The organism is Bordetella tumbae (assembly GCF_054780995.1).
The window spans coordinates 69,021-83,112 of the sequence record NZ_BAAGVG010000012.1 but is presented as its reverse complement, the minus strand read 5'-3'; the positions used below and the strand labels follow the sequence as shown (position 1 = coordinate 83,112).

Below are 14,092 nucleotides of genomic sequence, written 5' to 3'. Positions count from 1 at the left end.
AACCATGACGGCAACCGGCCGGCCAACGAGGCCTCGCGAGCCCGCGAGGCCATGGCCCATCACATGTATACGGAGAGATACTGCCGGCGCGCAGGCCCCGCGGTCGGGGCCATACGGCGACACTCAACGACGCCCGCGCGCCGGTGCCTTCTTGACGGCGGAACGCTTTTGCGCCGGCGCAGCGGGTTTGGCCTCTTTTTTCGCTTGCGCGCGCCGCTGCTTGGCGGTCTGCCCTTTCAGGGCGGCGGGCTTGGGAGCCGCCGCCTTCTTGATTTTGCGCGGCTCATCCGGATTGCGCGATGCCGCCTTGCGCAACGCGTCAAAGCTCGTACCCTTGACCAGGCGGAACTCGATACGGCGTGCCTCGAGGTCGACGCGCGAAACCTGGACCTGCACCTTGTCCGTCAAACGATACCGCAGGCCCGTGCGCTCGCCACGCAACTCGTGCAAGGCTTCGTTGAACTGGAAATACTCGCCTCCCAGCTCGGAAACGTGCACCAGCCCCTCGACGTGCAGGGTATCCAACGTCACAAATATGCCAAAGCTGGCAACGCCCGTCACCGTGCCACTGAAATCCTCACCCACACGCTCTTTGACGAACCAGCACTTGAGCCAGGCCTCGACATCGCGTGAGGCCTCATCGGCACGACGTTCGCTGGCCGACAACAGCAAGCCCAGTTTTTCCCAGGTCGCATGTTCGTGTTCGCGTTGCGTGCGGCCAATGACCAGGGGCTGGTCTTCCAGGCCCGGCACATAACGCTTGCCCGCCAGCAGCGCCTTGATGACGCGATGCGTCAGCAAGTCAGGGTAACGTCTGATCGGTGACGTAAAGTGGCTATAACCCGGATACGCCAACCCAAAATGGCCGACGTTATCCGGGCTGTAAATCGCCTGCTGCATCGAGCGCAGACACATGGTCTGCAACAGTTGAAAGTCAGGACGGCCGCGCACCGAATCCAGAAACTCGCCGTAGTCCTTGGCCGTCGGCGCATCCCCGCCGCCTATCGACAGCCCCATCGTGCGCAAGAACTCACGCAATGATGTCAGACGCTCCGGCGTCGGGCCCTCGTGAATCCGATACAGCCCGGGGTGCTTGCTGCGAGTCATGAAATCTGCCGCACACGTATTGGCGGCGAGCATGCATTCCTCGATGAGCTTGTGGGCGTCGTTACGCACCAGCCCCACGATCTGTTCGATCCGGCCCAGTTCGTTGCAGACGATCTTGGTCTCGACGGTATCGAAATCAATGGCGCCACGCTTTTTACGCTGCTGTACCAGCAACAGATACAACTCGTGCAAATGGCGCACATGCGGCATCACCGCACTCAGACTGTTTGCGACCGGACCGCCAGGCTGCTGCAGGGCCTCCCAGATCTGGGTATAGGTCGTGCGCGCATGCGAATGAATGACGGCGTTATAAAACTGATAGGCCGAAATCGTACCGGCCTTGGCCCCCGTCGCCGGAATCACCATATCGCAGACCAACACCAATCGGTCCACGTTCGGGTTGAGCGAACACAAACCATTGGACAGCGACTCGGGCAACATGGGAATGACCCGGCGCGGGAAATACACACTGGTGCCGCGCTCGAGCGCATCATCGTCCAACGCGTCGTTGGGCGTCACATAGTGGCTGACATCGGCAATCGCCACCAGCAAACGCCAACCCGGACGCTTGCGCTGGCCTGTGCCCAGTTCAACCGGCTCACAGTACACGGCATCGTCAAAATCCCGCGCGTCCTCGCCATCGATGGTGATCAGCGGCACGTCGCGCAGATCGAACCGCTCTTTCAGATCGGACTTGCGCACCACGTCCGGCAACCGCGCAGCCTGTTTGGCGGCCGCCTCGGAAAAATCCACCGGCACGTCGAACTTACGCACCGCGATCTCGATTTCCATGCCAGGATCATCGATCTCGCCCAGTACTTCAAAGACACGGCCCAGCGGCTGTGTATGGCGCGTGGGCTGCTCCATGATCTGGACCGACACGACCTGGCCGTGCTGGGCACCGTTGGTGTCGCCCGGCGGGATCAGGATGTCATGCTTGATGCGCTGGTCTTCCGGCACCACAATCGACAAACCATGCTCATGCAGGAAACGCCCCACCAGTTTGTTGGTGCGGCGTTCGATGACCTCGACAATCACGCCCTCAGGCTTGCCCCGGTATTCGCCCGACGGCTTGACCAGTACACGGTCGCCATGCAGGACCTTGAGCATTTCGCGTGGGGACAAAAACAAATCCTGCCCGCCATCGTCGCGCAACAAAAATCCAAAACCGTCACGATGACCCTGCACCTTGCCAGCCACGAAATCCAGCTTGGTGGCCAGCAGCAACACCCCCTTGCGATTGGGCATGAGCTGACCGTCGCGCTCCATGGCATTCAGGCGGCGCTCGAATCCCACCAGCGTCGCCGGCCGCTCGACGCCCATGCGCTCGGCCAGCTCGGTCGGCGACAGGGGTGACCCGGCCGAGCGCAGCGCCTTGAGAATGGTCTCTCGGCTCGGCACATCGGGATCAAAGTCTGGGGGGGGTTCGGGCAAGACGGATCCGGATCTGCCGTTGTTATTGTTATTGGAATCTTTATTCGATCGTTTTGCCAAAGTTTAAAATCCTGTATATAATCTTTTGCTTCTGTGGTCTGCCCTAGGCTGATCACTGTAGCAAAAACCAAGCGGTGATTTAAAGTTTAAAACACTAATTGGTCTGGGAACTGCTGATACGTCTCTATTTCTTCGAAGCGTATCACACAAACCCGTAAAATTTTGCACAGTGCCCAGGTGGCGGAATTGGTAGACGCGCATGGTTCAGGTCCATGTGCCGCAAGGTGTGGAGGTTCGAGTCCTCTCCTGGGCACCACGGAATTCAGACGATTCGATCGTCGCACGCCCCCGGCAGCCTTATGGTTCCCGGGGGTTTGTTTTTGTGCGCTCCTCACGGCTGCCCTCCCGCCTCACGTGGTGCCGCTCATAACGCTCGGCCCCCATGGCGGCGATCTGCGTGGCGACCAAGGCCTCGAACGGCGCCAACAATGCTGCAAACGATTGCGGCGCCTCCAACACATCCAGAGCAGCGGCGATCGCTTCAATAGTGGACAGAGCCGTCGCGTCTCCCGCATGACGTACCCGGTATCGCGTCGTCATGCCGTCTGGCAAAGTCACACGTGGCAACGCCGCCAGATCGGAATGCGTCGCGAGCAAATGGCGCGCGTGCCGCCAGGTGCCATCAGGCACCACTAGTAAAACAGGACGCGCCTCTGCACCAAGGCGAGAGCCTGGTCCGATGGGCTCGGCGGCGGCCGCATGCGTACCCCCCCTCTCCACATCGAAAGCCGCACCTCGCGCTGCCGCCCTTGCCGTGCCGCCCCGGACAGCAACCCCGCGAACCAAGACCCGCGCCCCTTCACCCGGAAACAGCAAAAAGGGTTCGTACTGCCCAGAGCTCCAGAGCGCCGCATCAAACTGCCGCCCCACATGCAGCGCCGCGTTACGCAGGCCCAACACCGCCAGCCGGGCAGTATTCAGTGCATGGCGCGACTCATCCGGATGCTGCAACACCAGCACACGCGTGCGGCTATCCAAGGTGGGAATCAGCGCGCACAAACAATGCGCCATCGGCCGCCGACAACGCTCGCACTTGGGCCGCTTGTTCACCGGCGCAAAATCCGCGCCACCGCTGCCTGCATGCCCGCTCTCGTCAATCTCATTCACCGCCATCAATATCGATACCCTCGCCTGACGTGCAGGCTGAACCCATCGCCACTCTGGCCCTGTCCGTTAAGGGCGGCAATTTTCACATTATTTTGCCCACCCATTTGCACACTTCAAAAAAAGTGTGCATAATGCGCGTCCTCTGATGTTCAAACGCACTGGCAACAGTGTGCCAGAACAACAGCGCCCAGGTGGCGGAATTGGTAGACGCGCATGGTTCAGGTCCATGTGCCGCAAGGTGTGGAGGTTCGAGTCCTCTCCTGGGCACCAATTACTACACTGCGACTTACCTTCGCGGTGCGCCGAAGACCCCGATTGCTTAACCGCATCGGGGTTTTTCTTTTTCAGTTGCCCAGTGCGCGGGTCATGGCAACGTGCGCGATACCCGCCTCGATGAATTCCTCGCCTTCGGCCGTAAAGCCGTGTGCCTCATAAAACCCACGGGCATGCGTCTGTGCGTGCAACAGCAGCATCCGGTGTCCGTCGCCGTGCCCTTGGGTAATCAGCGCATCCAGCACCTGGCCACCCACCCCCGTCCCACGGGCCGACTTGCGCACCGCCATACGGCCTATGTGCCCATCGGGCAACAAACGCCCCGTCGCCACCGGCACATTGTCCGGCCCGTAGGCCACGGCATGCACTGACAACGAATCATCATCGTCCAACTCGACCTCGACCGGCACGGCCTGCTCGACCACAAAGACCTCGTGGCGAACGAGATACGCATCATCACGCAGGCGATCCCAGGTTCCCAAGACAATACGGATAGGAAGCGGTTTAGGCATGACGATTCTCCTGCGTTGCTCATAAAACATAAACCCGGCGGACATACCACCGCATGGCTAATGATAAAGCCACAGTAGAATGTCCGCTCTTTCTTTCCGCCCCGTACCATGGACGCCGTTGTCACCGCCGCTTTGCCGGTATTCGCCCTCATCCTGACAGGCTGGCTGGCGGCCCGCTGCGGCGTACTCGGTCCGGCGGCGACAGACGCGCTCAATCGCTACGTCGCCTATCTGTCGTTGCCCGCGCTGCTGTTTCGCGCCATGGCGCAAGCCGACTTGAGTCTCATGTCCTGGCGTTTTGTGGTGTCGGTGGCTGGCGGTATCGCCATCACCTTTGCGATCACCTGCCTGGTCTCGCGCCGGCACGATCTCCGCCTGACCGATCTCAGCATCCAAGGCCTGGCTGCCTCGTACGCCAATGCGGGATATATGGGCATTCCGTTATGCCTGGCATTGCTGGGGCCGGCCAGCCTGGCGCCCGCCATCATCTGCACCCTGATGACGGCTTGCGTCCTGTTCGGCGCAGCCATCGCCTTGATCGAATTCGATCAACACCGGGATCGCAGCCTGGGCACGACACTGTTCAAGGTCGCCCGGGCGCTGATCCGCAATCCCTTATTGATTTCCCCTCTGGCCGGACTGGCCTGGGCCTTATCGGGCCTGACCCTGCCCTTGGGCATCGATCGCTATGTCGAATTATTGGGCGCGTCGGCCAGCCCCTGCGCATTAGTGACGATAGGGCTGTTTCTGGCTCAAGCAACGCCCGGCGGCGATCACCGGGCCGTCGGCAAACTCGTCGCCGGCAAGCTGCTGCTGCAACCCGCAGCCACAGCCATTCTCGTCTTTTGGCTCTTTCCCGCACCACCGCTATGGGCCTGGAGCGCGGTGCTCATGAGCGCTCTGCCGATAGGCACCGGACCATTCATGCTGGCCCAACTCTATGGGCGCGACGCCCGCGCCACATCGCGCGCGATTTTGCTGTCGACGATACTGTCCGTGATCACAGTTTCATTATTGGTGGCGTGGATCAGTAAACAGCCTCTACATTGAGGCACTTAACGCATGCATCGAATCTGTCGCCTCATCGCTTGAAGCTTCACCCGGCCCACCACACTGCGCATTCCTGACGATTCGCCGCCATTCCCTGACCATCCAATACCGTCCATCATGTTGCTGCCCGCCGCCATTTTCATTGCCACGCTGATCCTGGTCATCTGGCAGCCTCGAGGCCTGAACATCGGCTGGAGCGCCTCGGCAGGCGCCGTGGTTGCGCTGCTGACAGGCGTCGTACAACCGAGTGACGTCGTTGCCGTCTGGCACATCGTGTGGAATGCAACAGCCACCTTTATCGCCATCATCATCACCAGCATCATTCTCGACGCCGCGGGTTTTTTTAAATGGGCTGCGCTGCATGTGGCCCGCTGGGGTGGCGGGCGAGGCCATTGGCTGTTTGCACTGATTGTGTTGCTGGGTGCAGCCGTCTCCGCGCTCTTTGCCAACGACGGCGCCGCCTTGATCCTGACCCCTATCGTGATGGAAATGCTGCTGGCGCTGGGCTTTGGGTTGGGCGCAACACTGGCCTTTGTCATGGCGGCAGGCTTTATCGCCGACACCGCCAGCACACCGCTTGTGGTGTCGAATCTGGTCAATATCGTGTCGGCCGATTTTTTCGGCATCGGCTTCGATCGCTACGCATCGGTCATGGTCCCGGTCAATTTTGCCGCCGTCGCGGCATCGCTGGCGATCCTGTTCCTCTATTTCCGCAAACAGATTCCGTCGCGGTACAACGTCGCGCAAATCCCGCCTCCACAGTCTGCCATCCGCGATCGCACCACCTTTCGCGTCGGCATGGCGGTCCTGGTATTGCTGCTAGCGGGATTTTTCATCCTGGAGCCGCTGGGCATCCCCGTCAGCGCCATCGCAGCCGTTGGCGCACTGGTACTGCTGTTGGTCGCCGGCCAGCAACACATCGTCGGTACACGCCGGGTCATGCGCGAGGCTCCCTGGCATATCGTGGTGTTCTCGCTGGGCATGTACCTGGTCGTCTACGGACTGCGCAATGCGGGCCTGACGGCCTACCTGACGCAATTGCTGGAGGTCTTCGGCCACCATGGCGTCTGGGCGGCCTCGCTGGGCACAGGTCTGGTAACAGCCCTCCTGGCCTCGGTATTGAATAACCTGCCCGCCGTGCTGGTAGGCGCACTGGCGATTGCCGACACAACGGCGACCGATGTCATTCGCGACGCCATGATTTACGCCAATGTCATCGGCACCGACCTGGGCCCCAAGATCACACCGATCGGCAGTCTGGCCACCCTGCTCTGGCTGCACGTGCTCGCGCGCAAGGGCTTGCGTATCACCTGGGGCTATTACTTCAAGGTCGGTATCGTCCTCACGCTGCCTGTGCTGCTGGTCACCTTGATGGCATTGGCATTGCGCCTGCAATAGTCGTTGGTGACAATGCGACTAGCCGACAGCCAACCATCCCTGCTATGGTTGCCTACTATTCGCGCGCCCCGGAGCATGGCATGAGCTGGATCATTGGCAGATATACGACATTCACCCTGGTATTGCTGGGCACCCTCGTCACACTGGCGCTGACCCTATGGGTCTCCATCAGTTGGCTCTGGGCAGCCATACCGTTGGCATTGCTGACACTACTGGGTATCTACGACCTGATCCAGCCCCGCCACGCCATCCGGCGAAATTATCCCGTACTGGGCAATCTGCGGTTTTTGTTCGAATTCATTCGCCCTGAAATCCGCCAGTACTTTTTAGAAGACGACACACACGCCGCCCCGTTCTCGCGCGCGCAGCGATCGATCGTTTATCAGCGTGCCAAGCAGGATGTCGACAAGCGGCCCTTTGGCACCCAGGAGGATGTGTACGGCGACCGCTACGAGTGGATCAACCATTCCCTGGTCCCTGCACAGATCAACGACCCCGACTTTCGTGTCACAGTCGGCGGCCCCGATTGCGAGCAGCCCTACTCGATGTCGGCGTTCAATATTTCGGCAATGAGCTTCGGCGCCCTGTCGGCCAATGCCGTTCTCGCCCTCAACGAGGGTGCGCGCCAAGGCAATTTTGCGCATGACACCGGCGAAGGCGGCATCAGCCGCTATCACCGCCAGCCGGGTGGCGCATTGGTGTGGAACATCGGCTCGGGCTATTTTGGCTGCCGTGACGAACATGGCGCCTTTTCCGAAGAGGCCTTCGTCCGCAACGCCTGTACGCCGCAGGTCAAGATGATCGAGATCAAGCTGTCGCAAGGCGCCAAGCCTGGCCATGGCGGCATCTTGCCCGGCGCCAAAGTCACGGCAGAAATCGCCGAAGCCCGCGGCGTGGCTATCGGCCAGGACTGCAACTCGCCCTCCAGCCACAGCGCGTTCGATTCGCCTATCGGCCTGCTCCAGTTTGTGGCGCGGCTGCGCCAGCTGTCCGGAGGTAAACCCGTCGGATTCAAATTCTGCATGGGCCATCCCTGGGAATGGTTCGCCATCGTCAAAGCCATGCTGGAAACCGGCATTACGCCCGATTTCATCGTCGTCGATGGCGCCGAAGGCGGCACGGGCGCAGCGCCCGTCGAGTTCGTCGATCATGTCGGCACGCCGCTGCGCGAAGCCCTGCGCATCGTGCATAACACCTTGATCGGCGTCAATCTGCGTGATCGTATCCGCGTGGGCGCCTCGGGCAAAATCATCACCGCATTTGACATGGCCCGCGTGATGGCCATGGGCGCCGATTGGTGTAACGCAGCGCGCGGCTTCATGTTCGCGGTAGGCTGCATCCAGGCACAGGCCTGCCACACGGACAAATGCCCGACCGGTGTCACCACCCAGGATCCTGCGCGCCAACGCGCCCTCGTCGTCCCCGACAAGGCGCAACGCGCCGCGAATTTTCATCGCAACAGTCTGCACGCCCTGGCCGAGCTATTACAAGCCGCCGGTCTGACGCACCCCAACCAGTTGCGCCCGCATCACATCGCCCGCCGCATCTCGCCCAGCGAGGTTCGTCTGCTGTCCGCCTTATTTCCCGAACTGGAGCCGGGGGAACTGTTGCGTGGCGAATTCCGCCACACCGTCTTCAGAGTGGGCTGGTCGATGGCACGCGCAGATTCGTTCAAACCCGCACACGACGTGACGGCCGCTTTGGCCGCCATACACCTGGCTCAGACCAACGCGACGACGGCCCCTGCCGCGATCACGCCAAATGCTGCCGTACCGGCGACGCCGTAATACACACGCAAGGCTTGACAACGCAAAGGGGGGATAGGCCACAATAGGCTTCGCGCAACGCAATTCTGCAAGGAACCATCCCATGTTCCAGTCCAGCAGCATGCTCGCCGGGACGCCATCCGACTATCTGGCGCCCCTCTATCACGCCCCCCCGCAGGCTATCGAGGCATTGCAGGCGGGGCTGCTGGCTCGCCCTGCCCACATCGATCCGAAATACTTATACGACGCACTGGGATCCAGCCTGTTCACCGCCATCACTCAACTGCCCGAGTATTACCCCACTCGATGCGAAGCTGAGATATTGCGTGATCATGCCACGGACATCGCCCAGCATGCAGGCAAAGTCAGCGCATTGATTGATCTGGGCGCCGGCGACTGCGTCAAAGCGGAAAAGCTATTTCCATCATTGCGTCCCGAGATGTACATCCCCATCGATATCTCGGTGGAGTATCTGCATAGCGCCGTACAGCGTTTGAAAAACACTTACCGCGACCTGAACGTTTCGCCGATCGGTGAAGATTTTCATCATGAACTGACGCTGCCCGACACCATCCCCCGATCTGGCCGATTGTTTTTTTATCCTGGCTCCAGCATCGGGAACCTGGACCCCGAGCGCGCGCTGGCGCTGCTGATCCGCATTCGGCAATCGTGCGATGACGGCGGCCTATTGATAGGTGTCGATCGCGTCAAATCACGCCACGTTCTGGAACCGGCGTACGATGACGCGCTGCATCTGACGGCAGCATTCAATCTGAATCTACTGCGCCATGTGAATCAACGGCTCGGCAGCGACTTTGATGTACGGCACTGGCAACACGTCGCGCATTATGACGAGGACCATGCCCGGGTTCAGATGCATCTGCAGGCTCAAACCGACGTGGATATTCACTGGCCCCAAGCACATCGAACGTTTCGCAAAGGCGAACGCATCCATACCGAGAATTCGTACAAATACACGCCCGAAGGTTTTCGCGATCTCTTGACGCGTGCCGGTTTTTCGCACGTAGAACACTGGTCGGACGCGTGCGGATGGTTTTCCGTATTCAGCGCACGTGCCTGACCGTGGGCATGCCACTTGCGACAGAACAGGAGCCCTTCTTTTCATGGACCCCGCCTGCCTGCTGACCCATCCCATGACGCGCCAAGACCCCGCACGCGCGCTGGCCGCTCGCTACGAGCAAGTACGCCAGCAGACCCGCATACTCGCCGAACCACTCAGCCCCGAAGACTGCCAGATACAGTCGATGCCTGATTGCAGTCCCGTGAAATGGCATCTGGCACACACGACCTGGTTTTTTGAAACCTTCATTCTGAGCCGTTTTCAGCCTGACCGGCCGGCCTTTCATCCCCAGTACCGGATGCTGTTCAATTCGTACTACAACACCATCGGCGCCCGGCATCCGCGCCCTCAGCGCGGGCTGCTGTCGCGCCCACCGTTGGACGATATCTGGCGTTATCGCAATGTCATCGATGAGGCAATGCGCCGCCTGTTCATCCGTATGGCAGGTACGGATCCCGTCTTTGATCAATTAGTGGAACTGGGCCTGAATCACGAACAGCAGCACCAGGAATTGATCCTGACCGATATCAAACACGCGCTATCGTTGAATCCGCTGCAACCACCCTACATGCCGCACCGCGACGCCGCTGCCGGGACGAGTGCGCCGCCGGGGTGGGTGCGCTACGAAGGCGGCCGCACACGGATCGGCCATCAAACGTCAGGATTCGCCTTTGACAACGAAAGTCCTGCCCATGACGTTCTATTGCCGCCCTTTTACCTGGCCGACCGCCTCGTCACACAAGGCGAATATCTCGAGTTTATTCGTGATGGCGGCTATCGGCGCCCCGATCTGTGGTTGTCATTAGGCTGGGATCGCGTCTGCGCCGAACAATGGCGCGCGCCGTTGTACTGGGAAGGGCAAAAGGACGATTGGCAGATTTACACGCTGCACGGCCTGCGCCCCCTGGAACCCCAGGCGCCCGTCGCGCACGTCAGCTATTTCGAAGCCGATGCCTATGCACGCTGGGCACGTGTCCGATTGCCGCGCGAGGCGGAATGGGAACATGCTGCGCAGCAAATGCCGAGCGATCACAACCTGGCCGCCAATCTGCTGGAAAGCGGACATCTGCGTCCCATCGCTGCGTCCGCTGTCCCTGCTGGCGGTAATCCCGCACAGCTATTCGGCGACGCCTGGGAATGGACCTGCAGCGCCTACGATGCCTATCCCGGCTATGCGCCGCCCGCTGGCGCAGTCGGCGAATACAACGGCAAATTCATGTGCAATCAATATGTGCTGCGCGGCGGATCTTGTGTAACGCCGGCCAGCCATATCCGACCGTCGTATCGGAACTTCTTTCCGCCCGAGGCGCGCTGGCAATTTTCAGGGATACGGCTGTCGCGGGATGTGTAGGCAACGAGCTTGCCTACATCACCCGATTATCAACAGTTGCCCTTTTTAGCCTGGCCCGGCGGGCAAAATCCACCACCACCGCCGCCACCACCCACACCGTGCGGATCCACGATCACGGCGCCGTCTGGTGTGTAAACCGCACAACCGCCCAAGAGGCCGGCAAGTACGGCCAAGGTACAGAGGAGTTTCATCAACATATTTCCGAAAATTTGAGGCGACGCAAGTGTATTGCCAAACAATGAAACCAGGCAGGCCACTTTGTAACGACCTTTGCTAGAGGAATCTTTTTTCTTTTAGGTCATTCCGATTTGCATACGTAAAAATTTTCATGCTAGAATTTCGTTCTTGCTTAGCACGACGCTTCGCGAGATTGCAGCAGGGGCACAGCCGACATCATTGGCCGCCTCAGATGCAAAGGCGCATTAGCTCAGCCGGTTAGAGCGACGGAATCATAATCCGCAGGTCCCCTGTTCGAATCAGGGATGCGCCACCAAGGAATTCAAAGGCCCACAAGCGATTGTGGGCCTTTTGTTTTGGGCTCTACGGCTCTACCCCATAAACGGGGAGGCGCCTTAGTCACATAGCAAACTGCGGCAATCAATTCGACTATTGAATCCGATAAAGCACAGCAGCACCTGGCTTTGCTTCGAATGCCGGGACAGTGCGTTGTTTGAGCTCATTGCCCTTGGCATCCCAGACCAAAGTCTCCTGCGGATACTCATCCTTTCGGGTCATGGCATCAATCTTTTGCACGATGACTGCCGTGCCTTCCTTGACCTCGGGATTCCACTCAAACACGCCTACGCGTCCGTAGAACACCGCTGGCGCATCGCTGTCCAGACGACGATCTGGACACATTACCAAGCCGCGGTCGAGCATCACGCGCAACGCACCAACAGGCACGGCGCTCACCGTGGGCGTTGTGCGGTCCGCACTATGGCCGGGACACACATTGGCTGACCGGGTCACCATGCTCTCGACGACTTGCCGGTCCGATTGAGCAAAAGCGGGAATGGAAAACGCCAAGAGCGCGCATGGAACCGCATATAGCCAACGAGACATGTGATAAACCCTTCAAAAGGAGTCGTCGAGTGTAGCAACACGTGTAATCAACATTGTGACGATGCGAAACGAATATTTCCGGAGCTTCGAACTCAACGGCCCTGCCCGACCGGCTATTCAGCACCCTCTTCGTCCAGCAACTCAATACCTCGCGCTGCGAGTGCCTTTAGCAGTTTGGGACCCGGCCGACTGTTTTCCAGGCCGCTGATACGCTTCAGATTAGGCAACAACGCGAGATCGTCCGCGGCCTTGACGGTCACGGAGATAGGCTCATCACCCACGCCTGGATCCCAGAACGGAAACAGATGATCGAGAAATGAGGGACCACCGTCCAGACCGCTCGATTGATGCAGTCGCTCAACCTGGGCCAGCAAATTGTCGGGAACAGCGAGATTGCGGAAATATCGCTCTGCCTCGGGGATGATGGCATAGCCATCGGCCTCTACCGAGATCTCCCGCTTTTCATATTCCTGCGCGAACTCGTGGATATCGAAGCATGGCTCCAGCACCTTCTGCCGATACATCAGCTCTTCGATCACCAACAGCTTCAGGCCGAAATCCTTGAAACGGTTGTCGGCGGCTTTGGGCATAGGAAAGCGCTTGGGCCGTGCGGCATAGTCTGCCGCCTCGTCCAGCAAGCCCTGGACAGTAGGCCTGTGCCCAACAGGCAGCTTGGCAGCCGCGGCCTTGAGCGCCTTGCGGGTCAGTGACGATACGGCCACACGCTGCACGGCCTTGCGGCGGCGCCGGGTGTTCCATTGAGCGAAGTCGCCTTCGATCAGTGCCAATTCCGCCTCATAGTCTTTCAGGTATTGTTCGTCCCGCTCACGCGCACTCTGCGCCGAGATCCCCATGCTGGCTTCGTAGCGGTCCTCTGCCAAGATACGCCGCTGGTTTTCGATACTGGCGCGCAGCTTCGCCGCAGCCTGCTCCACCGTATAGGTCTCGATGCCCAGCGGATAGAGAATGATCCGCTCGACAAAGGCGCCTGCCACCGCATCCGGCCATTGCGCAGAATCGTCGAGCGCGCCTGCCAAAATAGCGCCAGCCTGCACATGAGCGGGATCTCGCTTGTCGGCATAATGGCCTAGCAAGTCCAGCGCGATGCTGGGCATCGGGCCTTCTTGCAGATTCCCGCGGTCCAGCGCATAAAAGCGTAGCAACCCGGCGGCCTCGCGGACTGCATGGGGATGTTGCATCAACAGCCCAGGCAGCATGAAACCTTGCTGCATTGGAAACGTGCGGTACAACGCGGGAACCAGTTGTGCCGCCTCGGCCACGACAGCGTCCTGTTCGCCATACGGTAAATGCCAGCAATACATCTCCAACATGGATTCGACAATGTCGCCCCAGTGACCGGTATTAGTGCGGGTATGCCGCGCCGAGATCAGTTCATCCGGTCGCACCAACGCCTGCCGGATCAACTCGATATGCTCCGCATGCGCCTCGCGCAGCAATTGCCAAGCCTCGGTGCGACGCATAGACAGATAGCGCGACGAGGAAAACGCCAGGACAAATTTGTATGCCTCCACCCTATCGGTCGCGCTGTACCCTTGCGCCAACCATTGGCGCAAGATCGCCAGATAGCGGGCGTACAGGTGTTCCAGAACAGCCGGGTCGCTCTGGATCAGACGCGCCCAGGCTTCCTGCACCTTAAAGACCCCGCGAAAATCGTCGGCGTGCAGTCCGGCCAGATTTGCCAGGCTGTCTTCCAGAGTCTCGTTCGTCGGGGTTATCATGATTTCCAAGGCCCATAGAAAATGAACAAGAGATAATCAGCCACGCCCCAGATTATCAGGTAAATGCCGATACGAATTTTGACACACCATAGTCCGCGGCCTTTTCCGTTGATTTAGCATACGCATAGCCTTCCAATGCGAGGAGCGAGCCT

11 protein-coding genes and 3 tRNA genes are annotated in these 14,092 nt (G+C 59.8%); 8 read left to right on the top strand and 6 right to left on the bottom strand.

What is annotated here, in order from left to right:
* Positions 1-123 precede the first annotated feature (123 nt).
* Complete coding sequence (gene rnr / locus ACYVI2_RS10990; RefSeq protein ID WP_415819963.1) at positions 124-2,601, bottom strand: ribonuclease R; 2,478 nt, start codon at positions 2,599-2,601, stop codon at positions 124-126.
* 171 nt (positions 2,602-2,772) lie between these two features.
* Here rnr and ACYVI2_RS10985 point away from each other — a divergent pair.
* A tRNA-Leu gene (locus ACYVI2_RS10985) sits at positions 2,773-2,857 on the top strand.
* Positions 2,858-2,898: 41 nt separating this feature from the next.
* On the opposite strand, the gene ACYVI2_RS10980 is transcribed toward ACYVI2_RS10985, so the two are convergent.
* On the bottom strand, positions 2,899-3,708 hold the full coding sequence (locus tag ACYVI2_RS10980; protein WP_460490305.1) for a tRNA-uridine aminocarboxypropyltransferase: 810 nt from the start codon (positions 3,706-3,708) through the stop codon (positions 2,899-2,901).
* Positions 3,709-3,893: 185 nt separating this feature from the next.
* Between ACYVI2_RS10980 and ACYVI2_RS10975 the strand changes: the two genes are divergently transcribed.
* A tRNA-Leu gene (locus tag ACYVI2_RS10975) sits at positions 3,894-3,978 on the top strand.
* Between the two features lie 74 nt (positions 3,979-4,052).
* On the opposite strand, the gene ACYVI2_RS10970 is transcribed toward ACYVI2_RS10975, so the two are convergent.
* Positions 4,053-4,493, bottom strand: coding sequence for a GNAT family N-acetyltransferase (locus ACYVI2_RS10970; RefSeq protein WP_415819965.1), 441 nt, complete (start codon positions 4,491-4,493; stop codon positions 4,053-4,055).
* Positions 4,494-4,601: 108 nt separating this feature from the next.
* Here ACYVI2_RS10970 and ACYVI2_RS10965 point away from each other — a divergent pair, with 108 nt between their 5' ends.
* The 5 genes from ACYVI2_RS10965 (at position 4,602) to egtB (ending at position 11,139) form a co-directional block, all read left to right on the top strand.
* Positions 4,602-5,543: an AEC family transporter gene (locus tag ACYVI2_RS10965; RefSeq protein WP_415819966.1), complete on the top strand. Its 942-nt coding sequence runs from the start codon at positions 4,602-4,604 to the stop codon at positions 5,541-5,543.
* Positions 5,544-5,660: 117 nt separating this feature from the next.
* On the top strand, positions 5,661-6,941 hold the full coding sequence (locus ACYVI2_RS10960) for an arsenic transporter (RefSeq protein ID WP_415819967.1): 1,281 nt from the start codon (positions 5,661-5,663) through the stop codon (positions 6,939-6,941).
* Between the two features lie 80 nt (positions 6,942-7,021).
* Positions 7,022-8,728: an FMN-binding glutamate synthase family protein gene (locus ACYVI2_RS10955; RefSeq protein ID WP_415819968.1), complete on the top strand. Its 1,707-nt coding sequence runs from the start codon at positions 7,022-7,024 to the stop codon at positions 8,726-8,728.
* Positions 8,729-8,828: 100 nt separating this feature from the next.
* Positions 8,829-9,788: an L-histidine N(alpha)-methyltransferase gene (gene egtD, locus ACYVI2_RS10950; protein ID WP_415820021.1), complete on the top strand. Its 960-nt coding sequence runs from the start codon at positions 8,829-8,831 to the stop codon at positions 9,786-9,788.
* Positions 9,789-9,831: 43 nt separating this feature from the next.
* Complete coding sequence (egtB, locus tag ACYVI2_RS10945) at positions 9,832-11,139, top strand: ergothioneine biosynthesis protein EgtB (protein WP_415819969.1); 1,308 nt, start codon at positions 9,832-9,834, stop codon at positions 11,137-11,139.
* 29 nt (positions 11,140-11,168) lie between these two features.
* On the opposite strand, the gene ACYVI2_RS10940 is transcribed toward egtB, so the two are convergent.
* Complete coding sequence (locus tag ACYVI2_RS10940) at positions 11,169-11,330, bottom strand: hypothetical protein (protein WP_415819970.1); 162 nt, start codon at positions 11,328-11,330, stop codon at positions 11,169-11,171.
* Positions 11,331-11,555: 225 nt separating this feature from the next.
* Here ACYVI2_RS10940 and ACYVI2_RS10935 point away from each other — a divergent pair.
* Positions 11,556-11,632, top strand: a tRNA-Met gene (locus ACYVI2_RS10935).
* Between the two features lie 113 nt (positions 11,633-11,745).
* Here the strand turns inward: ACYVI2_RS10935 and ACYVI2_RS10930 are convergent.
* Positions 11,746-12,201 carry a hypothetical protein gene (locus ACYVI2_RS10930; RefSeq protein ID WP_415819971.1) on the bottom strand — a complete coding sequence of 152 codons (456 nt, stop codon included), beginning with the start codon at positions 12,199-12,201 and terminating at the stop codon, positions 11,746-11,748.
* Positions 12,202-12,314: 113 nt separating this feature from the next.
* Positions 12,315-13,940 (bottom strand): DUF6892 domain-containing protein, encoded by a 1,626-nt coding sequence (locus ACYVI2_RS10925; RefSeq protein ID WP_415819972.1) that lies wholly within the window; start codon positions 13,938-13,940, stop codon positions 12,315-12,317.
* Positions 13,941-14,092: the final 152 nt, after the last annotated feature.